This is a genomic window from Pseudomonas sp. KnCO4 (assembly GCF_045344305.1).
In the GTDB taxonomy this organism is placed as follows: Bacteria; Pseudomonadota; Gammaproteobacteria; order Pseudomonadales; family Pseudomonadaceae; genus Aquipseudomonas; species Aquipseudomonas anuradhapurensis.
The window spans coordinates 771306-790543 of sequence record NZ_CP174199.1 but is presented as its reverse complement, the minus strand read 5'-3'; the positions used below and the strand labels follow the sequence as shown (position 1 = coordinate 790543).

Genomic DNA, 19238 nt, shown 5'->3' with positions numbered 1-19238 from the left:
GGCCCAAGGTCGACCACCCGCTGCCTGGCAGCCTCGAACAAACGACCGAGCCTGCGTTCGCTGTTTTGCTCCACTGCCTCCTAACACAGAGCCGTCGGCGACGGTTTTTATAACAAACAGGAGATTCATTGATGAGCCAGCCGTTCAACATCCCACGCCCGTTCCAACGCCTGCTGATGGCCTGCGCCGCCTGCGCCGTGCTTACCAGCGCCCAGGCCGCCAGCCTGGACGAGATCAAGGCGAGCAGCCACATCCGCATCGGCTACGCCAACGAAACCCCGTTCGCCTTCACCGAGACCGATGGCCGGGTAACCGGGGAATCGCCGGAAATCGCCAAGGTCATCTTCGCCAGGATGGGCATCCAACAGGTCGATGGCGTGCTCACCGAGTGGGGCTCGCTGATTCCCGGCTTGCGTGCCGGGCGCTTCGATGTGATTGCCGCCGGCATGTACATCACCCCGGCGCGCTGCAAGCAAGTGATCTTCACCGACCCGCAATACGCCCTGCCCGACACCCTGTTGGTGGCCCAGGGTAATCCGAAGAACCTGCACAGCTACGCCGACATCGCCAAGAACCCGGAGGTGAAGCTGGCGATCATGGCTGGCACGGTCAACCTCGCCTATGCCCGCGACTCCGGGGTCAAGGACGCGCAGATTCTCCAGGTGCCGGACACCACCGCCCAGCTGCAGGCCGTGCGCGCCGGCCGCGCCGATGCTGCCGTCGGTACCCAGCTGACCATGAAGGGCCTGGCGAAAAAAGGCGGCGACAAGGTCGAGGCGATCAGCGATTTCAGCGACGACCCGGCCCATACCGGTTACGGCGCGCTGGCCTTCCGCCCGGAAGACAAAGCCCTGCGCGATGCAGTGAACGCCGAGCTGAAAAAGTGGTTGGGCAGCGAGGAGCACCTGCAGACCGTCGCGCCGTTCGGCTTCGACCGCAACAACGTGACGGACAAGACCGCCGCCGAGCTGTGTGCCCAGCAGTGAATCGAGGTGGCATGGCGCTTGCCGTGCCATTCCCTGTGTAATCCGCTTATTCAGGTCGAACCATGGGTGAATTGATACCGTTGTTGTTGCAAGGCGCCTGGATCACCGTCCAGGTCACCTTCTTCGGCTCGCTGCTGGCCATCGTCGCCGCGATCCTCGCCGCGCTTGGCCTACGCTCGTCGTGGCGGCCACTGAGCTGGCTGTGCGTGGCCTATATCGAAGTGTTCCGCGGCACCTCGTTGCTGGTGCAGTTGTTCTGGCTGTTCTTCGTGTTGCCATTGCCACCGTTCAACCTGGAACTCAGCGCCTATACCGTGGCCATCGTCGGCCTCGGGCTGCATATCGGTGCCTACGGCGCCGAAGTGATGCGCGGGGCGATCAGCTCGGTGGCCAAGGGGCAGTACGAAGCCTGCACGGCATTGAACATGCCCGCCGCCATCCGCTTTCGGCGCATCATCCTGCCGCAGGCTTTGCTGGCGGCCATCGCGCCGGGTACCAACCTGCTGATCGAACTGCTGAAGAACACCTCGCTGGTGTCGCTGATCACCCTGTCGGACCTGAGCTTCCGCGCCCGCCAGCTGGACCAGGCGACGTTCCAGACCCTGGAGATCTTCAGCCTTACCCTGCTGCTGTATTTCATCCTGGCGCAAATCATCAACCTGCTCATGCGCCGGGTCGAACGGCGCCTGGGGCGTGGTCACCTGCGGGGGAGCCTGTCATGAATGTCTGGGACTGGAACTATGTCGCGCAGATCCTGCCCGACCTGCTGCAGGCATCGCTGAAAACCCTGGGCATCACCGTTGCCGGCTTCCTCATCGCGGTCGTGCTCGGCCTGTTCCTGGCGATCGCCCGGCGCAGCCGCCAGGCCTGGCTGTCATGGCCGGTGGCAGTGCTGATCGAGTTCATCCGCAGCACGCCGTTGCTGATCCAGGTGTACTTCCTCTACTACGTGCTGCCCAACTACGGCGTCAACATGACCGCCATGCAGGCCGGCATCATCGGTATCGGCCTGCACTACGCCTGCTACCTGGCCGAGGTATACCGTGGCGGCCTGGATTCGGTCGCACGCAGCCAGTGGGAGGCGGTGGTCGCGTTGAACTTCGCACCGTGGACCGCCTACCGGGTGGTCATCCTGCCCCAGGCGATCCGGCCGATCCTGCCGCCGCTGGGCAATTACCTGATCGCCATGCTCAAGGACACCCCGGTGCTGTCGGCCATTACCGTGGTGGAAATCATGCAGCAGGCCAAGAACGTCGGCTCGGAAAGCTTTCGCTACCTCGAGCCGATCACCCTGGTCGGCCTGTTCTTCCTGGCCTTGAGCGTCGCTCTGGCCTACCTCGTGCGGCGCCTTGAAGTGCGCCTGGAGCTCCGCTGATGATCGCGCCTGTGACCCACCTCGCAACCGCAACTACCACCCTGCCGTTGGACACCGCCATGCCCGCACCGGCCATCGCCCAACCCATCGTCAGCTTCAAGGACGTGACCAAGCGCTACGGCAACTTCACCGTGCTCGATGGCCTCAACCTGGATGTCGCCCCCGGCGAGAAGGTGGCGATCATCGGCCCCAGCGGCTCGGGCAAGTCGACCTTGCTGCGCGTGCTGATGACGCTGGAGGGCATCGACCAGGGCATGATCGAAGTCGATGGCGAATCGCTCACCCACATGCCCGGGCGCAACGGCGCGCTGGTCACCGCCAGCGAGCGCCATGTGCGCAAGGTGCGGGCGAAGATCGGCATGGTGTTTCAGAGTTTCAACCTGTTCCCGCACATGAGCGCCTTGCAGAACGTGATCGAGGCCCCGGTCCAGGTGCTCGGGGTCAAGCCGGCCGAAGCACGCGAGCGGGCTGCCGAGCTGTTGGAGATGGTTGGCCTGGGCAACAAGTTCGAGCACTACCCCTCGCAGTTGTCCGGCGGCCAGCAACAGCGCGTGGCGATTGCCCGGGCGTTGGCGATGCGGCCCAAGGTGATGCTGTTCGACGAAGTCACCTCGGCGCTGGACCCGGAACTGTGCGGCGAGGTACTGAACGTGATCCGTCGGTTGGGCAGCGAGCACAACCTGACCATGCTGATGGTCACGCACCAGATGGGCTTCGCCCGCGAGTTCGCCGACCGGGTGTGCTTCTTCTACAAGGGGCAGATCCATGAACAGGGGACGCCGACGCAGATCTACGAGAACCCGCAACAGGAACGTACCCGGGCGTTTCTCAGCGCCGTGCGGGAGGCGAACTGAGCACGGGGCGCTGCGCACACTGCTTGCGAAACGACCAGCGCCCCCAAGCCTGTCGAGTGACGAATGGATGACTGAAGTGGGTTCAGGAGCGGGGCAAGCAACCTATTTCGCAACCCGCCGATACCGCTGTCTGGGACTGCGAGGAGATTCAGGGTCGGTCATTTCCACCAACCCGGCGGCAAGGGCTGGATGCAAATAGCTTTCGCGGAAGGTGGCGCGGTGGGAAAGACCCAACTGGTGCATCAACTCGCTGCTCTTCAAAGCGACACCCGCAGGCAGCACCTTCAAGAGGCTCGCTACTTGGTCGGTTACTTGGTCGGTTACTTGGTCGGTTACTTGGTCGCTCCCGGCTGCTTCGACAAGCGCCTGTAACAAAGCTTCAAGCATGTACTCAACAAACGGGGTTGCATCAGCAGCCTGGTCGGCTGCGGCCAACGCAGCGTAGTAGGCATCCTGCTGCTCACGAATAACGGTTTCTACTGGCAGATAGGCCAACACCGGCCGCCATTGGCTAAGCAGCATCGTCTGCCACAGTCGCCCCATCCGCCCATTGCCGTCAGCAAACGGGTGGATGAATTCAAATTCGTAATGGAATACACAGCTGACAATCAGCGGATGCCAATCGCTATCCGCCAGCCAACGCAACAGGTCCTGCACCAACGTTGCCACCCGGCTGGCCGGTGGTGCCATATGCAACAGACGGCCCTCCCGATAAATGCCCATACCACCGCGCCGGTAGCAGCCAGCATCATCTATCAGACCGTGCATCAGCATGCCGTGCGCAGCGAGGAGATCGTGCTGGGATTCCGCGCGCCAGCCAGACATCGCGTCGTAGGTGGCGAACGCGTTACGAACCTCCTGGATTTCGCGTGGTAAACCCAAAACCCGCTTGCCCTCCAGCAAGGCAGTCACCTGCTCCACGCTCAGGGTGTTGTTCTCTATGGCAAGCGATGCCTGGATGGTACGAATACGATTACCCCGGCGCAGTTGCGGCGTGAGCGAGGCATCGCGGTAGGCCGCCAGAAACCCCACCTGCTCACTGATCTCGGCAACCAGCGCCAAAATACGGGGTGTCACCGTCAGCGGTGGTTGGTAATCGCTCATTGCCTGCAGCCCGTTGGAATCAGCCGTCACCTTAATCCACTGCGCGCGCGAGGGTAAAGAAAACGCAGCCATCACTTCATGAATTCCTGAACTGATTATTTGCCGATAGCGATTTTTCCGCCCGCCGAGCGCCACCAGAATCGCTTCACCATAATCACAAGAACCGTGAGGCCACTTCCGTGGACCAGACACTCCAGGTACGCCAAGCCGCCGCCGAGCTCGTTGCCGCGTTCGCCAGCAACGACACCGCCCGTTATTTCGCCTGCTTCAGCGAAGACGCCACCTTCCTGTTCCACACCTTGCCACAGCCCCTGCTGTCACGCCGTGCCTACGAAGAACTGTGGGCGCAGTGGCAGGCCGACGGCTTTGCCGTGCTTGCCTGCGAATCAGGCAACGCCCAGGTCAGCCTGCAAGGCGATGTGGCGATCTTCATGCATGACGTGGCCACGCACATCCGCAGTGCCGGTGAAGAGCACCAACTGAGCGAACGCGAGACCATCGTCTTCCGCCGCCACGGTGACCAATGGCTGGCCTGCCACGAGCACCTGTCGGTCGTGTCCCCGGGCTGATCTGCATTTTTCCTGCGACCTTGCCGCCCTGCCATCGCACCCACAAGAAGGCCCGCGCACCGCGCCGGCCCACAACAACCGCGCTGGAGCATCACCATGAGCCACTCGACCGGTATCGAGACCAACGGCGTCGAACAGATCCCTGACGATCAACGCGACGCCTCCCCGCTGGACCTGTTCCGCCTGATCTTCGGCGGTGCCAATACCTTTGCCACGGCGGTGCTGGGCAGCTTCCCGGTACTGTTCGGGCTGTCATTCCAGGCCGGGGTATGGGCGATCCTGCTTGGCGTCGGCGTGGGCGCCCTGATCCTTGCACCGATGGGCCTGTTCGGCGCACTCAACGGCACCAACAATGCGGTGTCGTCGGGCGCGCATTTTGGCGTGCACGGGCGCATCGTCGGCTCGTTCCTGTCGCTGCTCACGGCGGTGGCGTTCTTCTCGCTGTCGGTATGGAGTTCGGGCGATGCCCTGGTGGGCGGTGCCAAGCGCCTGGCCGGCCTGCCGGAAACCGACCTGACCCTGGGCCTGGCCTATGGCCTGTTCGCGGTCCTGGTGCTGGTGGTGTGCATCTTCGGCTTCCGCTTCATGCTGTGGGTCAACAAGGTGGCCGTGTGGGCTTCGAGCCTGCTGTTCCTGCTCGGTATCGTCGCCTTCGCCGGGCCGTTCGATGCCGGTTATGCCGGCAGCGTCAACCTCGGCCAGACGGGCTTCTGGGCGGCATTCGTCGGCGCGGCGATCCTGGCCATGAGCAACCCGGTGTCGTTCGGTGCGTTCCTCGGCGACTGGTCGCGCTACATCCCGCGAGAAACGCCCAAGGCACGCATCATGCTGGCGGTGATCGCGGCCCAGGGCGCAACGCTGATCCCGTTCCTGTTCGGCCTGTGCACGGCCACGCTGGTGGCGACCCAGGCCCCCGACTACATCGCCGCCAACAACTACGTCGGTGGCCTGCTGGCAGTGGCGCCCAGCTGGTTCTTCCTGCCGGTGTGCCTGATTGCCGTGATCGGCGGCATGTCCACCGGCACCACCGCGCTGTATGGCACCGGCCTGGACATGTCCAGCGTGTTCCCGCGCCTGCTCAGCCGCGCCGGCGCCACCCTGCTGATCGGGGTGCTGGCGATCGGCTTCATCTTCATCGGCCGCTTCACCTTCAACCTGGTGCAGAGCGTGTCGACCTTTGCCGTGCTGATCATCACCTGCACCAGCCCGTGGATGGTGATCATGATCCTTGGCCTGGTCACCCGCCGCGGCTTCTACCATGCCGACGACCTGCAAGTGTTCACCCGTGGCCAGCGCGGCGGCCACTACTGGTTCCTGCATGGCTGGAACTGGCGCGGCATGGGGGCGTGGATCCCCAGCGCGGCAGTCGGCCTGTGCTTCGTCAACCTGCCGGGGCAGTTCGTCGGCCCGCTGGGTGACCTGGCGGGCGGCATCGACCTGAGCCTGCCGGTCACCCTGGGCCTGGCCGGCGTGCTGTACCTGGTACTGCTCAACCTGTTCCCCGAACCTGCTGGCGTGTATGGCCCCCAGGGCCCGCGTTGGGTGCGTTGCAAAAGCGCCGCGCATACGCCGGTAACCACTGCCGAAATGGCCTGACTGGAAACCGACCATGACCACTTCCCACTATATCGCCGGCCGCTGGGTCGAAGGCCAGGGCAGCGACTGCATCAGCGTCAACGACCCTGCGCTGGGGCAACCGTTCGCCGAACTGATGGCAGCCAGCGCAGCCCAGGTCGACCAGGCCGTGGCTGCCGCCCGTGGTGCCCTGCCCGTCTGGAAAGCCACCAGCGCCAGCGAGCGCGCAGGCTACCTGCGCGGCTTTGCCGAGCAACTGGGCCAGCGCCGCGAAGCGCTGATCGGCGTGCAGATGCGCAACAACGGCAAGCCGCGCCACGAAGCGGAAATCGACCTGGATGATGCCATTGCCACGTTCAACTACTACGCCGAGCTGGCCGAGCAACTGCCGTCGAAAAACCGTGAGGTGCCCTTGGCCGCCCCTGGCTTCACCGCGCGCACTCGCCTGGAGCCGGTGGGTGTGGTCGGCCTGATCGTGCCGTGGAACTTCCCGCTGGTGACCAGCGCCTGGAAGCTCGCCCCGGCTTTGGCAGCAGGCTGCACGGTGGTACTCAAGCCCTCGGAAGTCACCCCGCTGGTCGAACAGGCCTACGGCCAGATCGCCGATGCCCTGAGCCTGCCCGCCGGGGTGCTGAATATCGTCAACGGCAAGGCCGAGACCGGCGCCGCACTGAGCAACCACACTGGCCTGGACAAGCTGTCCTTCACCGGCAGCAACAACGTCGGTAGCCAGGTGATGCGCAGCGCGTCGGCGCAATGCCGGCCAGTGACGCTGGAGCTGGGCGGCAAGTCGGCGATCGTGGTGTTCGATGATTGCGATGTCGACCAGGCAGTGGAATGGATCGTCGCTGGCATCACCTGGAACGCCGGGCAGATGTGTTCTGCCACGTCGCGGTTGCTGGTGCAGGACAGCATTGCCGATGCGCTGTTGCCACGCCTGCAGGCGACACTGGAAAAGCTGCGGGTGGGCAACCCGCTGACCGGAGAGGTCGACATGGGCCCGCTGACCAGCCAGGCGCAATGGCTGAAGGTGGCCAGCTACTTTGCCACGGCGCGGGAAGAAGGTTTGCAGTGCCTGGCCGGTGGCAAGGCGCTGGACCGGGACGGCTGGTTCGTCAGCCCGACGTTGTATGCCGATGTGCCGAACGACAGCCGCTTGTGGACCGAGGAGATTTTTGGCCCGGTGCTGTGCGCGCGTCGCTTCGCTACCGAGGAACAGGCGATTGCCGAAGCCAACGACAGCCGGTTCGGGCTGGTGGCGACGGTGTGCTCTGCCGACCTGGCGCGCGCCGAGCGGGTGGCCGATGCACTTGAGGTGGGCCATGTGTGGATCAACTCGGTGCAGGCGGTGTTCGTCGAGACTTCGTGGGGCGGCACCAAGGGCAGCGGGATCGGCCGCGAACTGGGGCCGTGGGGGTTGTCGGCGTATCAGTCGGTCAAGCATGTGACGCGGTGTTTGGGCTAGATTTCTGGGGCCGCTCTGCGGCCCGCTCGCGACACAAGGCCGCTCCTACAAGGAATGCGCAGTCCATGTGCTGGCGCGATACCTGTGTGGAGCGGCCTTGCGTCGCGATGGGCTGCACAGCAGCCCCCGGCATTCACACCGTCTCGTCAGCCGACCGCGCGCTTTCTTGCAGCAGTACCATGCTCTGCGGCGAAGACAGGGCAATACCTTCGGCACGCAAGCGCCCAAGGATGGTGAACAGCAGATCGCTGCGAGTACCCGACACCTGCCGCGGCCCCGCCACGTAACCACTCACGCCGATCACCATGCCACTGCTGGTCAGGTCCTTGAACGACACGGAAGTGGCCGGCGCATCCAGAATCGCCTCATGCTCCTGATACGCCGCCAACAGCAGTTCGCGCACGCGGTTGGCATCGGTCTCCAGCGGCAAGGTCAGGGTGATGCCGACCACACCCAGCGCATTGCCCATGGTCACGTTGCGCACGTTCTGGGAAATGAACTGCGAGTTGGGCACGATCACCGTCGAACGGTCGGACATCTGGATCTCGGTAGCACGCACGTTGATGCGGCGAATGTCACCTTCGACACCGGCCAGGCTGACCCAGTCACCCACCTTCACCGGGCGCTCGGTCAGCAGGATCAGGCCGGAGATGAAGTTCTGCACGATCTGCTGCAGGCCGAAACCAATACCCACCGACAGGGCACTGACCACCCAGGTCAGGCTGGTGAGGTTGATGCGCAAGGTCGACATCACCAGCATGGCCAGGAAGATGAAGCCCAGGTAACCCACCAGGGTGACCAACGAGGCGCGCATGCCGGCGTCCATGTCGGTTTCCGGCAGCAGGCGCTCACTCAGCCAGCGCTTGACCACGCGGATGGCGAACAGCCCGCCGAAGAAAATTGCCAACGCCAGCAGGATATCCTGGGGCACGATGTTCAGGTTGCCGAGCAGCTTGCCGCCGGTGCCGTCCCAGTCGGCCAGGCTCAGCAGCAGCTCGCTGGGGCTGGTGCCCGACGGCATCAGCGCCAGCAATAGTGCCAGGAACAGCACCACGGTACGGCCGATACCGGCCAGGATGGTGCTGGCCTGCGCCTGGTGACGAGGCGCCAGGCCCAGGGTCGAGGCCAGCGCCAGGCCACCCGGCTGGCGCGGCGACAACAGGGTTTCGCACAGGTCGCCAAGGAAGGTGGTGAGCAGGTAGGCACAGGTGATGACCAGGCTGACCCACAGCAACTTGCCAGTGAGGAAGTAGGCGAGCGTCAGGTAGCCGGCAAGCAGCGCCAGCAGGATCAGCGTCAGCCAGATCACCATCACGAACGGAATCAACCCGGCCAGGCCCGTGGGGCGCTCCAGGTCATGCTTGCGCAGGGTGCGGCGGTAACGCAGCAGCGCACCGGTGAAGGTAAACGCCACCACCAGCGCGGTCAGGCCGTTGACCGCCACGGTCAACGCCAGGCTGGCACCAATCACACTGTTGATGCGTTCCATGGTCATCATGACCATCAGCGCCAGCGCCAGGACCTTGGGGAACCAGCCCAGCGCGCTGGCCACTTCGTCATGGATCGGCGGCAGACGCCAGGACGGCCGCTGCAGCATCAGCATGGCGCGGCCCAGGCCAGTAATGAAGGCGCTGAACACCACCAGGGCGAGCACATGGTTGGCCAGGCTGGCGATATCGGAGCCCAGTTCGGCGCTGCTCTCCAGCCCCCAACGCAGCAGCGAAACCGAGCCGGCGATGGTCCCCAGGGTTGCCAGGCTCACACTCAGCGCCAACGAACTGCGGCGCAGGCGGCCTTCCGGCAGCCAGCGGACCATGGCGCTGGCCAGCAGGCGCTCGAGCACACGGCGGACCAAGGTCCAGACCAGGATGGCTGCCACCAGGCTGGTGATGAACAACCAGCGGTGTTCGGCGCTGAAGGCGCTGCCAATGGCATCGGCTGTCTCGCCACGCAGGTCGCGCAAGCGCGCCACATCGTCCTGGGTCGGGCGAATGATGCTCTGCCAGAACGCCGGGCTGAGCGGCGAGGCGGCGCGGCTGGTGATCTGCGAGTTGAACAGGCTGCGGCGCAGGTTGACGATTTGTGTGGACAGGTCGCGGGCCGACTGGGTCAGCTTGATGGCCTGGTCCTGCTGCGCCACCAGCGCCTTTTTCTCAGCTTCCAGTTCCTTGCGCTGCTGGGTCAGGGTGGCAGCCTCGTCCGGCTGGCGCGGGCCGATGACCTTGAGCTTGTCGTCGAGTTTTTCCACATCGGCAGTGCGCAGGGCACTCAACGCATCGGCCTGGCGTTGCACCTGCACGGCGCCGAGGCGCAGTTGCGACAGCAGGTCGTCGTTGGCCTCGCTGGTAACGCCTTGGCGGATCTGGTCCAGGCGCTCGCTCAGTTGCTCGATGCTGGCATTTTCATCCAGCACGGGCGCTTCGGCGACCGCCAGGTTGGATAACGGCGTGGCGTTGGCCGACCAGGCAGGGCTGGCAATAACCAGCAGAAAGGCCATCAGGACCATCAGGCCTGGGCAATAACGGGCAAGGCTGACACGCCTCATCGAATATTCCTCTTGCAATTCGATTTGGCGGGGAATTCTACGCGGCTTCAGGCATTCAGGAGAGTGCCGTTTCTCGCTTGAGCAGTTGCGCTTTGCGCGCTACGCCCCAGCGGTAGCCGCTGAGGTCGCCGTCACGGCGCACCACCCGATGGCAAGGGATCGCCACGGCAATGTGGTTGGCCGCGCAGGCCATCGCCACCGCACGTACCGCCTTGGGCGCACCGATGCGCTCGGCGATCTCGGTGTAGCTCACCCGGCTACCGGCCGGCACCTCGCGCAAGGCCTGCCACACCCGCTCCTGGAAGGCGGTGCCCTGCACATCCAGCGGCAGGGCCAGGCCCAATGATGGCGCTTCGACGAAGCCCACCACTTGGGCGACCAGTTGTTCGTAGGCGCTATCGCCGCCGATCAGCCGGGCCTTGGGGAACTGGTCCTGCAGCTCGCGCAACAAGGCCTCGGGGTCGTCGCCCAGCAGGATCGCGCAGATGCCCTTCTCGCTCTGCGCCACCAGGATCGCGCCCAGGGAACATTGGCCAAGGGCGAAGTGAATGGTCGCCCCGGCACCACCGGCGCGGTATTGCCGCGGGCGCATGCCCAGGCGCTGCTCGGCGCTTTCGTAGAACCGGCTGTTGGAGTTGTAGCCGGCGTCGTAGATGGCCTCGGTGACCGAACGCTGGCCATCCACCAGGTGCGCACGCAGGCGCCGGGCGCGGAAGGCAGTGGCGTAGGCCTTGGGGGTAAGGCCGGTTTCGGCCTTGAACAGCCGGTGCAGGTGGAACGGGCTGATGGCCAGCTCGGCGCTGAGCTGGTCCAGGCTGGGCGCGGGGTCGCAGGCTTCGATCAGGCGGCAGGCGCGGGTGACCAGTTGGCTGTGGCGAGTAGGGCTGGTGGTCGCGGTGCAACGTTTGCAGGCGCGGTAACCGGCCGCTTCGGCGGCGGCCGGGGTGTCATAGAACGCGACATTGCTGCGCTTGGCCAGGCGTGACTTGCAGCCGGGCTGGCAATAGATGCCGGTGGTGCGTACGGCGTAGACGAAGTGGCCACTGGCGGCGCGGTCACGGGATTCTACGGCTTGCCAGCGTTGCTCGGGGGTGGTGTAGAGGTTCATGGGTCAGTGTCCAGATTAGGTTGTTGCCTGCGCAGGCGCTGCTTCAGGCCCGCCACAGGTACCAGGCCGCCACGGTACGGTACGGCCGCCAGCCGCCCCCTAAAGAGCGCATCTGCGCCGGTGTCGGCGCCTTGTCCAGCCCCTTCAGACGCCGGTATCCCTCACGCACGCCGAAATCGTCCACCGGCAGCACATCCGCACGCGCCAGGCTGTAGATCAGCAACATTTCCACGGTCCACCGCCCCACCCCGCGCAGCGCCACCAGCCGCTCGATCAACGCCTCGTCGGCCATGGCCATGGCTTCTTCCCGGGTCGGCACCAAGCCTTCCAGCCGGCCCCGGGCGATGCCCTGAACAGTCGCCATCTTGCTTGCCGAAAAGCCACAGGCGCGCATCGTTTCCGCGGGCACCGCCAACAACTGCTCCGGCTCTGGGAACGCGGTGTCCGGGAACAGTGCCAGCAACCGCCCGATAATCGCTTCGGCGGCACGCGCATGCAGCTGCTGGTAGGCAATCGCCCGCACCAGCACTTCATAGGGTTCACGCCCCGGCGTGGCCTGGTGCAGGCAAGGCCCGGTCGCGGCGATGTGCCGCGCCCAGTCCGGGTCGAGCGCCGCCAGGTATTCGGTGGCCTCCCGGTAGGCGTCAGGCGAAAGGTCGGCGAGGATCATGGCACCTCCATCAGGTCGATTGCAGGTCCAGCTTAGCGCAGCCGTGCACCAGACAAACGCCGGTTCTTGCGCGTTAATTGCGCGCGTGCCGTTGCCCAGCGGCATCATCCCCGCATAGAATTGAGAACAATTCACAATCGCATGCACACGGGACCGGGCCTTCACCAAGATGCAGACCAACGACATGCTCAAGCCGGCCGAGGTCGCTCTGCTCTATCAGGCCCACCACGGCTGGCTTCGCGGCTGGCTACGCAGCCGGGTCGGGTGCAGCGAGCATGCCGCCGACCTGGCCCAGGATACCTTCGTGCGGCTGCTCCGGGCGCGCCAGGTGTCGCCGCTGAAGGAGCCGCGCGCCTACCTCAGCAGCATCGCCCGGGGCCTGATGATCGACCAGTTCCGTCGTCGCGCGCTGGAGCGGGCGTTCCAGGAAAGCCTGGCCCATCTGCCGGAAGCCGACGTGCCCAGCGAAGAAGATCGCCTGCTCATACTCGATACCCTGGCACGCCTCGACCAAGCCTTGCAGCAATTGAAGCCGCGCGCCCGGCAGGCATTCCTGCTGGCCCAGCTCGACGGGTTGAGCATCGTGCGGATTGCCCAACGGCTGAACGTGTCGCGGGCCACGGTCGAGCGCGACCTGGCCAAGGCCCTGGGCGCCTGCTACCGGTTGCGCTATGCCGACGCCTGACAGCACGCCCGCGCAGGCGCATGTCGACCAGGCGATCGATTGGCTGGTGAAGTTGCGCTTCGACCGCCCCAGCCCGCGTCTGCAGCAGCAGTTCCAGCAATGGCTGGCCAGCCATCCGCATAACCCCCTGGCCTGGCAGCGGGTCAGCCGCCTCGGCGATGAGCTCGCCGGGCTGCCCAGCGACCTGAGCCGGCGCACCCTGGATACCAGCCAGCGGCAGCGCAGCAGCCGTCGCGACCACCTCAAGCTATTGGCCGTGCTGGCCGTGGGCGGCAGCCTGGGCTGGGCCGCGCGTGAACCGCTGGGCCTGCCTCAGCTACTGGCCGACAGCCGTACCGCCACCGGCGAGCGCCGCCAACTGCAAGGCAGCGATGGCAGCCACATCCAGCTCAACACCGCCAGCGCCATCGACCTGCATTACGACGCCGGGCAACGCCGGCTGCAACTGCTGCGCGGCGAGATAAGCCTGGACAGCAACCCCAACGACAAGCGCCCATTCCGCATCGACACTCGCGTCGGCCCGATGACCACCCTCGATGGCCAGCTGCTGCTGCGCGAGAACGACCACGGCCTGTTGCTGGCGGTGCGTCGGGGCGATGTCACGCTGTTCCCCGCCTCTGCTTCGCCACGTCGGGTGCTGCCTGGCGAAACCTTGCAGGTGTGGGCCAGCGGCAGCTTCCAGGCGGTGACCCTGCGCAGCGACCCGTGGGGCTGGACCGACGGCGTACTCAGCGTGCAACAGATGCCGTTGGGCGAGTTCATCGCCGAACTGGCCCGCTACCGCCCGGGCCTGCTGCGCTGCGCCCCTGAGGTGGCCGGGCTGGCGGTGTCCGGTACCTACCAGCTGAACGACACCGGGCAGATCCTGCAGCTACTCACCCGCAGCCTGCCGGTGCGGGTCGATTACCACACACGCTATTGGGTGAGCGTCGATGCGGCCTGAACGACCTCAGTCCGCCAATGCCCGCAAACGCCCAGCGCGCCGATACGACTGCCGGGCAAAGCACACGAACAAGCCGGCCATCAGGGCCAGCGCCATCGGCAGGCCATGCGGCGCTACGTCCATCGCCGCACCGCTCAGCAGCGGCCCGGCCAGGCTGCCGACACCCCACAGCAAGCCCACGCTGGCGTTGGCGGTAACCAGGTCCTGGCCCTTGAAGCGCTGCCCGATCAGCACCAGCGCCAAGGTATAGATGCCACCGGCCACGGCCCCCAGCAGCACCAGCAGCGGCCAGAGCAGCCAGGGCATGTTCAGCAGCCAAGGCAAGCCAATACCGATCGCCATCGCCACCAGCCCGCAGGCCAGGTGCAGGCCGGTACGCTCGACCCGGTCGGCCAACCAGCCCAGCGGTAGCTGGAACAGCATGTCGCCGGCAAACACCACCGTCACCATCAGCGCCGCCACGCCGATGGCGAAGCCATGGCTGCTGGCATAGACCGGCAGCAACGACAGCACCACCGCATCGAAGAACGAGAAGAACAGCACCGCTACGCACAACGCTGGCGCCACGCGGAAGAAACCGGCCAGGCCGAAGCTCTTGTCGCCCTCTTCGTGTTCAACATAGTCGTTCGGCACGGTCAGCACGATGCACAGCAATGCCAGGCCATAGCAGGCCGTGACCACGGCGGTGATCCATGGGCTGTCGGCCCCCAGCACGGCCAGCATGGCCGGGCCGAGCACTTGGAAGCCGGTAAAACTGGTGGCGTACAGGGCCATGATCTTGCCGCGGTTATGTTCCGGGCACAGTTCGTTGACCCAGGATTCGCCGAGAATGATGGCGATACCCATGCCCAACCCCAGGCCCAGGCGGAGCAAGCCCAGCAGCCACAGGGAACCGAACGCCGATTCGAGCAGGGCGATGCTGACCGCGCACAGGCTGAAGCACAGCAGATAAAGGGTGCGCCGGGTGAAATGGCGGCAGCAGAAATCGACCAGGAATGCCGAGAGCATCATGCCCGCAGCCGGAATGGCCGAGAGGACGCCGATCTCCAGCGTGCTCGCCCCCGCTTCATGCAGGCGCAACGACACCAGCGGCAGGCTGGCCCCCAGGCTGAAGCCCACCACCGAGACGGCGAACAACAGGCCCGCCAGCAAACGCATGTTCATGTACCACTCCTTGCAAACCGAAAAGACGTGCAGACACAGGCGCGCACGCCAGGGCGGCGCGCGACGCGAAAGCGCAGATCAGGTCAGGCGAGGTGTGGCGAAAAGGTGAAGGCAAACAGCACGCTGCGGCGGCGCTTGAGCACGGTGTCGCTCGGCCACGCACGACGCAGGGCCTGCAGGGCAGGCTGGCGGGCGTGTGGCAGGGACTGGGTACGGCGCATTGCGGTGGCTACTACGCAGGTGATTGGGAAAAAGAGGCGGCACTCTAGGCCAAGGGGGCTAGGTCGTCAATCGTCGGGGCGGCTGCGCGCCCCGCCAATATCAGCGCTTACCGGTACTCGGCAAGAACACCGCCAACAATCCGAACAGTGGCAGGAACGAGCACAGCCCATAGACATATTCGATGCCGCGCAAGTCCGCCACATACCCCAGCAGTGCCGCGCCAATGCCACCGAAGCCAAACATCAGCCCGAAGAAAATGCCGGCGATCATGCCGACGCTACCCGGTACCAGCTCCTGCGCATACACCACGATGGCGGAAAATGCCGAAGCCAGGATGAAACCGATCACCACGCTCAGCACCGTGGTCCAGAACAAATCGGCATACGGCAGTGCCAGGGTGAACGGCGCCGCGCCAAGGATCGAGAACCAGATCACCGCCTTGCGCCCGATGCGGTCACCGATCGGCCCACCAAAGAACGTACCCGCCGCCACCGCACCGAGGAACAGGAACAGGTGCAGCTGCGAGCTGGCCACCGACACCTGGAACTTCTCGATCAGGTAGAAGGTGAAGTAGCTGGTGAAGCTGGCCATGTAGAAGTACTTGGAGAACACCAGCAGGCCCAGCACGATCAGCGCCGCGACCACCCGCGTGCGGGAAATGCCATGGGTTGCCTGGGCTGCCTTGCGCGCCTTGGCCTGGTTGAGGTGTTCCTTGTACCAGCTGCGCAGCATCAGGGTGACGCCGAGGAAGAACAACGCGGCCAGGCCGAACCAGGCCACGTGGCTCTGGCCGAACGGAATGACGATCGCCGCTGCCAGCAGCGGGCCCAGCGCCGAACCGCTGTTGCCACCGACCTGGAAGGTCGACTGGGCCAGGCCGAAACGGCCACCCGAAGCCAGGCGGGCAATGCGCGAGGTCTCGGGGTGGAAGGTCGAAGAGCCAATCCCTACCAGCGCCGAAGCCAGCAAGATCATCGGGAAGCTGCCGACGAAAGCCAGCATCACGATGCCCACCAAGGTGCACAGGGTGCCGAGCGGTAACAGGTTGGGTGCTGGCCGGCGGTCGGTGAAGAAGCCGACCCAGGGTTGCAGCAGCGAGGCGGTGATCTGGAAGGTCAGGGTAATCATGCCGATCTGGGCGAAACTCAGGTCGTAGTTGGCCTTGAGCATCGGGTAGATCGCCGGCAAAACCGACTGGATCAGGTCATTGATCAGGTGCGCCAGCGCGCAGAAACCGATGATGCGCATCACCAGCGGCGTGGCGTGGCTCGCCGCCGCACTGGTGGATGCCGTGGAGGCGCTACCGATAGCCATGTGCCTGGTCTCCGTCCGTTGTCTGGAATCCGATTATCAGGAAATAGATAGCTACCTAGCTACCTTTTTTAGCGCGCTGTCGTGCATTTCCTGGAAATGGACGGACACCGAATAGCCGCCCCTCGGCTCATCCCCGTCATTGCGGGGTGAAACGGCCCCTGTCGCCGGCAGACCGATCCCATCAGCACCGCTAGAAACCGTGCCTGGCCGCTAAGTTTTTGAAAGCGTGCAAATTTTTTTTGAAATGAGTGTTGACAGGGGGGCCGTTCAAGAGAATAATGCGCGCCATCGGCTACATAGCTCAGTTGGTTAGAGCATAGCATTCATAATGCTGGGGTCCGGGGTTCAAGTCCCTGTGTAGCCACCAAACAAAGACGAAGGGCTTACCGCAAGGTAAGCCCTTTTTCTTTGCCTGCAGAAAACTCCCACTCCCTCACTTCACCCCGGCGAACGCCACGGCCAGGCCCAGGCCGATCAACGCGACGCCGATCATCCGGTCGACCAGCTGCTGCCTTGCCAGCATCGCTTGGCGCAATCCCGCATTGGAAAAGAACACCGCCACCAGGCTGAACCAGGCCCAGTGGGCAAATGACATGAACCCGCCATAGGCAAAGTCGAGTGCCAGCGAGCTGCCTGGCTGAACCACCTGGGTATAGGCGCTGATCACGAACAGCATGGTCTTGGGGTTGAGGGCATTGGTCAGGAAACCGGTACGCAGTGCAACCAGCAAGCCCGCCTGGCCCACCTCCCCGCCCACACTTGCCTGGCTGTTGCGGGTCAGCAGCCGGTAGCCCAGGTAGACCAGGTAACCCGCACCGAGCACTTTCATGGCCAGGAACAACGTCGGGCTATGGCTGATGATCAGGGCAATCCCCAGCACCGTGTACAGCACATGCACCTGCACGCCCAGCGCAATGCCCACGGCAACAGCCAGCCCGGCCTTGCGGCCCTGTGCATAACTGCTGCGGGTGACCATGGCGAAATCCGCGCCGGGGCTGATGACAGCCAGCAGGGTGAACAGGGCGATGGCAATGAGTTCGGTCATGACGGGGCTCTCGATAGGCGATGGAAATGCACGGATACGCTGATTATCGAGAGCTTCTGAACACGGCAAAATCGATTTATCGTGAGGTAAATCTGCTAGTTTTTCTCACTGATGATAAGAACCTGTGCCGGCGTCTTCGCGGGTGCAGGCAAACAGGGACACCATGAAACTGCCGCTGCTGAACGCCTTCCGCTACTTCGACATCGCCGCCCGCACCGAGAGCTTCGTGCGCGCCGCCGAACACCTGCATGTCACCCATGGTGCGGTCAGCCGCCAGGTGCGCCTGCTAGAAGAAAGCCTTGGCGTGGAACTGTTCGAGCGCCGTAATCGGGCCATTTTCCTTACCCCGGCCGGGCGTGCCTTGCACAGCACCACCCAGGCGATTTTCGAGCAGCTCGAAGGCGCAGTGCAGCGCCTGCAACAACAGGGCCGCGACAACGTGCTGGTGCTGTCCTGCGAGCCCACCATCGCCATGCGCTGGCTGATTCCGCGCCTGCCGCGCTTCCATGCCGCCCATCCCGACCTGCAGTTGCACCTGGTGGCTGCAGGCGGGCCGCTGGACTTCAGCCGCAGCGGCATTGACCTGGCAATCCGCCGCGACGACTTCCATTGGGGTAACCAGTTGCACAGCGTGAAGATCTGTGACGAATGGATCGGCCCGGTGTGCCACCCCAGCGCCAGCGCAAGTCTCGACGGCCAGCGCCTGCTGCACAGCAGCACCCGCCCCGCTGCCTGGCCCACCTGGCTGCGCCTGAACGGGCAACAGGCCCGGCATGCCGAGCGCAGCGACTACGAGCACTTCTACCTGTCGATCCAGGCCGCCAGCGCTGGCCTGGGCCTGGCCATGGCCTCCGCCCTGATGGTGCGCGACGAACTCGACAACGGGCAGTTGCAAGCCCCCTTCGGCTTCGTGCGCGACGGCTCGGCCTACCACCTGCTCAGCCCGCAACCTTGGCACGACGGCGACAAGCGCCAGCGCTTCGCCGCCTGGGTGACGGAAGAATGCCGCAACTGCCTGGCTCAGCTGGGCCTGGCGCAGAACGACGAACCCGAACGGCCGTCACCGCCCCAGGTGCGATAGCCTGCGGTATCGATGTGGATGCGCCCGCTCGGGTAACGCCCAAGCCCCATGTTCCAGGCCTGCCCGGATTGCTGCCAGAAACGGCATAGCGGGTTGGGGTCGGCCCACGCCGGCAGCAGGATATCCACCGCAAAGGCGCGCGTATGAGCGCTACCCACGGCACCACCCGCGCAGCGGTTGAGGCCTGGGTCACGGTAGGCCGACACCACTTCGAACTGGCGCAGGATGCCTTGTTGCTCAAGCACCTTGAGCAGCGACAGCGTGGCCCGCACTGCCGGCCAGTTGCTGGCAGGCGGCAGCGCAAAAGGTGAAGCCCGGCACAGCCGCCAGTCCGAAGCCGAACGCAGCAACTGGTGGATGGGCACCACGCCATATAGCCGGGCGTCCACCAGCATCTGGCGGAATGGCCGGGTCTGATGGTCCCCGGCCCATTGCGCGAACATCCACAGGTCACGCTCATCGGCCCGCAGCGCAGCCCCCAGCATGCCCAGCGCCAGCAGCAACCATCTAGCCCTTTTCATCCCTGCTCTCCC

General features: G+C 64.8%; 19 protein-coding genes and 1 tRNA gene. 11 read left to right on the top strand and 9 right to left on the bottom strand.

The annotated features are described in order from the left end of the window. Positions 1 to 176 precede the first annotated feature (176 nt). The 4 genes from ehuB (at position 177) to ehuA (ending at position 3215) form a co-directional block, all read left to right on the top strand. Complete coding sequence (ehuB, locus tag ACJA3S_RS03665; RefSeq protein WP_406822197.1) at positions 177 to 986, top strand: ectoine/hydroxyectoine ABC transporter substrate-binding protein EhuB; 810 nt, start codon at positions 177 to 179, stop codon at positions 984 to 986. A gap of 62 nt (positions 987 to 1048) precedes the next feature. After that, positions 1049 to 1708 (top strand): ectoine/hydroxyectoine ABC transporter permease subunit EhuC, encoded by a 660-nt coding sequence (gene ehuC, locus ACJA3S_RS03660; protein ID WP_406820860.1) that lies wholly within the window; start codon positions 1049 to 1051, stop codon positions 1706 to 1708. Further along, the gene (gene ehuD / locus ACJA3S_RS03655; RefSeq protein WP_170028227.1) at positions 1705 to 2361 is read left to right on the top strand and encodes an ectoine/hydroxyectoine ABC transporter permease subunit EhuD; all 657 of its coding nucleotides are present in this window, start codon (positions 1705 to 1707) and stop codon (positions 2359 to 2361) included. Before ehuC ends, ehuD begins: the two co-directional genes overlap by 4 nt. A gap of 59 nt (positions 2362 to 2420) precedes the next feature. After that, positions 2421 to 3215, top strand: a complete 795-nt coding sequence (ehuA, locus tag ACJA3S_RS03650) for an ectoine/hydroxyectoine ABC transporter ATP-binding protein EhuA (protein ID WP_406822196.1) — start codon at positions 2421 to 2423, stop codon at positions 3213 to 3215. A 102-nt stretch (positions 3216 to 3317) separates the two neighbouring features. Here the strand turns inward: ehuA and ACJA3S_RS03645 are convergent, their stop codons facing one another. After that, positions 3318 to 4319, bottom strand: a complete 1002-nt coding sequence (locus tag ACJA3S_RS03645) for a Fic family protein (RefSeq protein WP_406822195.1) — start codon at positions 4317 to 4319, stop codon at positions 3318 to 3320. A gap of 179 nt (positions 4320 to 4498) precedes the next feature. Here ACJA3S_RS03645 and ACJA3S_RS03640 point away from each other — a divergent pair, with 179 nt between their 5' ends. From ACJA3S_RS03640 to ACJA3S_RS03630, 3 genes are all read left to right on the top strand, one after another. Next, the gene (locus ACJA3S_RS03640; RefSeq protein WP_225780375.1) at positions 4499 to 4888 is read left to right on the top strand and encodes a nuclear transport factor 2 family protein; all 390 of its coding nucleotides are present in this window, start codon (positions 4499 to 4501) and stop codon (positions 4886 to 4888) included. A 96-nt stretch (positions 4889 to 4984) separates the two neighbouring features. Then, a complete protein-coding gene (locus ACJA3S_RS03635) occupies positions 4985 to 6484 on the top strand; it encodes a purine-cytosine permease family protein (protein WP_406820859.1) in 1500 nt (499 codons plus the stop codon). Positions 6485 to 6497: 13 nt separating this feature from the next. Next, a complete protein-coding gene (locus ACJA3S_RS03630; protein ID WP_406820858.1) occupies positions 6498 to 7928 on the top strand; it encodes an aldehyde dehydrogenase family protein in 1431 nt (476 codons plus the stop codon). Between the two features lie 133 nt (positions 7929 to 8061). Here ACJA3S_RS03630 and ACJA3S_RS03625 read toward each other — a convergent pair whose 3' ends face one another. The 3 genes from ACJA3S_RS03625 to ACJA3S_RS03615 are packed head-to-tail and all read right to left on the bottom strand — an operon-like array spanning position 8062 to position 12251. Next, positions 8062 to 10473, bottom strand: a complete 2412-nt coding sequence (locus ACJA3S_RS03625; RefSeq protein WP_406820857.1) for a DUF3772 domain-containing protein — start codon at positions 10471 to 10473, stop codon at positions 8062 to 8064. 55 nt (positions 10474 to 10528) lie between these two features. Then, on the bottom strand, positions 10529 to 11581 hold the full coding sequence (gene ada, locus ACJA3S_RS03620) for a bifunctional DNA-binding transcriptional regulator/O6-methylguanine-DNA methyltransferase Ada (RefSeq protein WP_406820856.1): 1053 nt from the start codon (positions 11579 to 11581) through the stop codon (positions 10529 to 10531). Between the two features lie 43 nt (positions 11582 to 11624). Continuing rightward, positions 11625 to 12251 carry a DNA-3-methyladenine glycosylase family protein gene (locus ACJA3S_RS03615; RefSeq protein ID WP_406820855.1) on the bottom strand — a complete coding sequence of 209 codons (627 nt, stop codon included), beginning with the start codon at positions 12249 to 12251 and terminating at the stop codon, positions 11625 to 11627. 169 nt (positions 12252 to 12420) lie between these two features. On the opposite strand from ACJA3S_RS03615, the gene ACJA3S_RS03610 reads away from it, so the two are divergent. Both ACJA3S_RS03610 and ACJA3S_RS03605 read left to right on the top strand, forming a co-directional pair. Then, positions 12421 to 12936, top strand: coding sequence for a sigma-70 family RNA polymerase sigma factor (locus ACJA3S_RS03610; RefSeq protein ID WP_406820854.1), 516 nt, complete (start codon positions 12421 to 12423; stop codon positions 12934 to 12936). Then, positions 12923 to 13879 (top strand): FecR domain-containing protein, encoded by a 957-nt coding sequence (locus ACJA3S_RS03605; protein WP_406820853.1) that lies wholly within the window; start codon positions 12923 to 12925, stop codon positions 13877 to 13879. The genes ACJA3S_RS03610 and ACJA3S_RS03605 overlap by 14 nt, the downstream gene beginning before the upstream one ends. Positions 13880 to 13885: 6 nt before the next feature. On the opposite strand, the gene ACJA3S_RS03600 is transcribed toward ACJA3S_RS03605, so the two are convergent. From ACJA3S_RS03600 to ACJA3S_RS03590, 3 genes are all read right to left on the bottom strand, one after another. Further along, positions 13886 to 15043 carry an MFS transporter gene (locus tag ACJA3S_RS03600; RefSeq protein WP_406820852.1) on the bottom strand — a complete coding sequence of 386 codons (1158 nt, stop codon included), beginning with the start codon at positions 15041 to 15043 and terminating at the stop codon, positions 13886 to 13888. A gap of 83 nt (positions 15044 to 15126) precedes the next feature. Then, complete coding sequence (locus ACJA3S_RS03595; protein WP_019437911.1) at positions 15127 to 15264, bottom strand: hypothetical protein; 138 nt, start codon at positions 15262 to 15264, stop codon at positions 15127 to 15129. A gap of 100 nt (positions 15265 to 15364) precedes the next feature. Then, positions 15365 to 16579: an MFS transporter gene (locus tag ACJA3S_RS03590; RefSeq protein WP_406820851.1), complete on the bottom strand. Its 1215-nt coding sequence runs from the start codon at positions 16577 to 16579 to the stop codon at positions 15365 to 15367. Positions 16580 to 16869: 290 nt separating this feature from the next. Between ACJA3S_RS03590 and ACJA3S_RS03585 the strand changes: the two genes are divergently transcribed. Beyond that, positions 16870 to 16946: transfer RNA gene (locus tag ACJA3S_RS03585), tRNA-Met, on the top strand. A gap of 66 nt (positions 16947 to 17012) precedes the next feature. Here the strand turns inward: ACJA3S_RS03585 and ACJA3S_RS03580 are convergent. Then, positions 17013 to 17624: a LysE family translocator gene (locus ACJA3S_RS03580; protein WP_406820850.1), complete on the bottom strand. Its 612-nt coding sequence runs from the start codon at positions 17622 to 17624 to the stop codon at positions 17013 to 17015. Between the two features lie 163 nt (positions 17625 to 17787). Between ACJA3S_RS03580 and ACJA3S_RS03575 the strand changes: the two genes are divergently transcribed. Next, on the top strand, positions 17788 to 18705 hold the full coding sequence (locus ACJA3S_RS03575; protein ID WP_406820849.1) for a LysR substrate-binding domain-containing protein: 918 nt from the start codon (positions 17788 to 17790) through the stop codon (positions 18703 to 18705). Here ACJA3S_RS03575 and ACJA3S_RS03570 read toward each other — a convergent pair. Further along, complete coding sequence (locus tag ACJA3S_RS03570) at positions 18645 to 19226, bottom strand: D-Ala-D-Ala carboxypeptidase family metallohydrolase (protein ID WP_406820848.1); 582 nt, start codon at positions 19224 to 19226, stop codon at positions 18645 to 18647. The two genes, ACJA3S_RS03575 and ACJA3S_RS03570, sit on opposite strands and share 61 nt — an antisense overlap. Between the last annotated feature and the right edge of the window lie 12 nt (positions 19227 to 19238).

Bases quoted from the DNA above. Each gene is read 5' to 3' on its own strand.
- ehuA (WP_406822196.1), top strand. From the start codon at position 2,421: ATGCCCGCACCGGCCATCGCCCAACCCATCGTCAGCTTCAAGGACGTG.
- ACJA3S_RS03575 (WP_406820849.1), top strand. From the start codon at position 17,788: ATGAAACTGCCGCTGCTGAACGCCTTCCGCTACTTCGACATCGCCGCC.
- ACJA3S_RS03635 (WP_406820859.1), top strand. From the start codon at position 4,985: ATGAGCCACTCGACCGGTATCGAGACCAACGGCGTCGAACAGATCCCT.
- ACJA3S_RS03610 (WP_406820854.1), top strand. From the start codon at position 12,421: ATGCAGACCAACGACATGCTCAAGCCGGCCGAGGTCGCTCTGCTCTAT.
- ACJA3S_RS03595 (WP_019437911.1), bottom strand. From the start codon at position 15,264: ATGCGCCGTACCCAGTCCCTGCCACACGCCCGCCAGCCTGCCCTGCAG.
- ehuB (WP_406822197.1), top strand. From the start codon at position 177: ATGGCCTGCGCCGCCTGCGCCGTGCTTACCAGCGCCCAGGCCGCCAGC.
- ACJA3S_RS03580 (WP_406820850.1), bottom strand. From the start codon at position 17,624: ATGACCGAACTCATTGCCATCGCCCTGTTCACCCTGCTGGCTGTCATC.
- ACJA3S_RS03600 (WP_406820852.1), bottom strand. From the start codon at position 15,043: ATGAACATGCGTTTGCTGGCGGGCCTGTTGTTCGCCGTCTCGGTGGTG.
- ACJA3S_RS03615 (WP_406820855.1), bottom strand. From the start codon at position 12,251: ATGATCCTCGCCGACCTTTCGCCTGACGCCTACCGGGAGGCCACCGAA.
- ACJA3S_RS03625 (WP_406820857.1), bottom strand. From the start codon at position 10,473: ATGAGGCGTGTCAGCCTTGCCCGTTATTGCCCAGGCCTGATGGTCCTG.
- ACJA3S_RS03645 (WP_406822195.1), bottom strand. From the start codon at position 4,319: ATGAGCGATTACCAACCACCGCTGACGGTGACACCCCGTATTTTGGCG.
- ehuD (WP_170028227.1), top strand. From the start codon at position 1,705: ATGAATGTCTGGGACTGGAACTATGTCGCGCAGATCCTGCCCGACCTG.
- ada (WP_406820856.1), bottom strand. From the start codon at position 11,581: ATGAACCTCTACACCACCCCCGAGCAACGCTGGCAAGCCGTAGAATCC.
- ACJA3S_RS03630 (WP_406820858.1), top strand. From the start codon at position 6,498: ATGACCACTTCCCACTATATCGCCGGCCGCTGGGTCGAAGGCCAGGGC.
- ACJA3S_RS03605 (WP_406820853.1), top strand. From the start codon at position 12,923: ATGCCGACGCCTGACAGCACGCCCGCGCAGGCGCATGTCGACCAGGCG.
- ACJA3S_RS03570 (WP_406820848.1), bottom strand. From the start codon at position 19,226: ATGAAAAGGGCTAGATGGTTGCTGCTGGCGCTGGGCATGCTGGGGGCT.
- ehuC (WP_406820860.1), top strand. From the start codon at position 1,049: ATGGGTGAATTGATACCGTTGTTGTTGCAAGGCGCCTGGATCACCGTC.
- ACJA3S_RS03590 (WP_406820851.1), bottom strand. From the start codon at position 16,579: ATGGCTATCGGTAGCGCCTCCACGGCATCCACCAGTGCGGCGGCGAGC.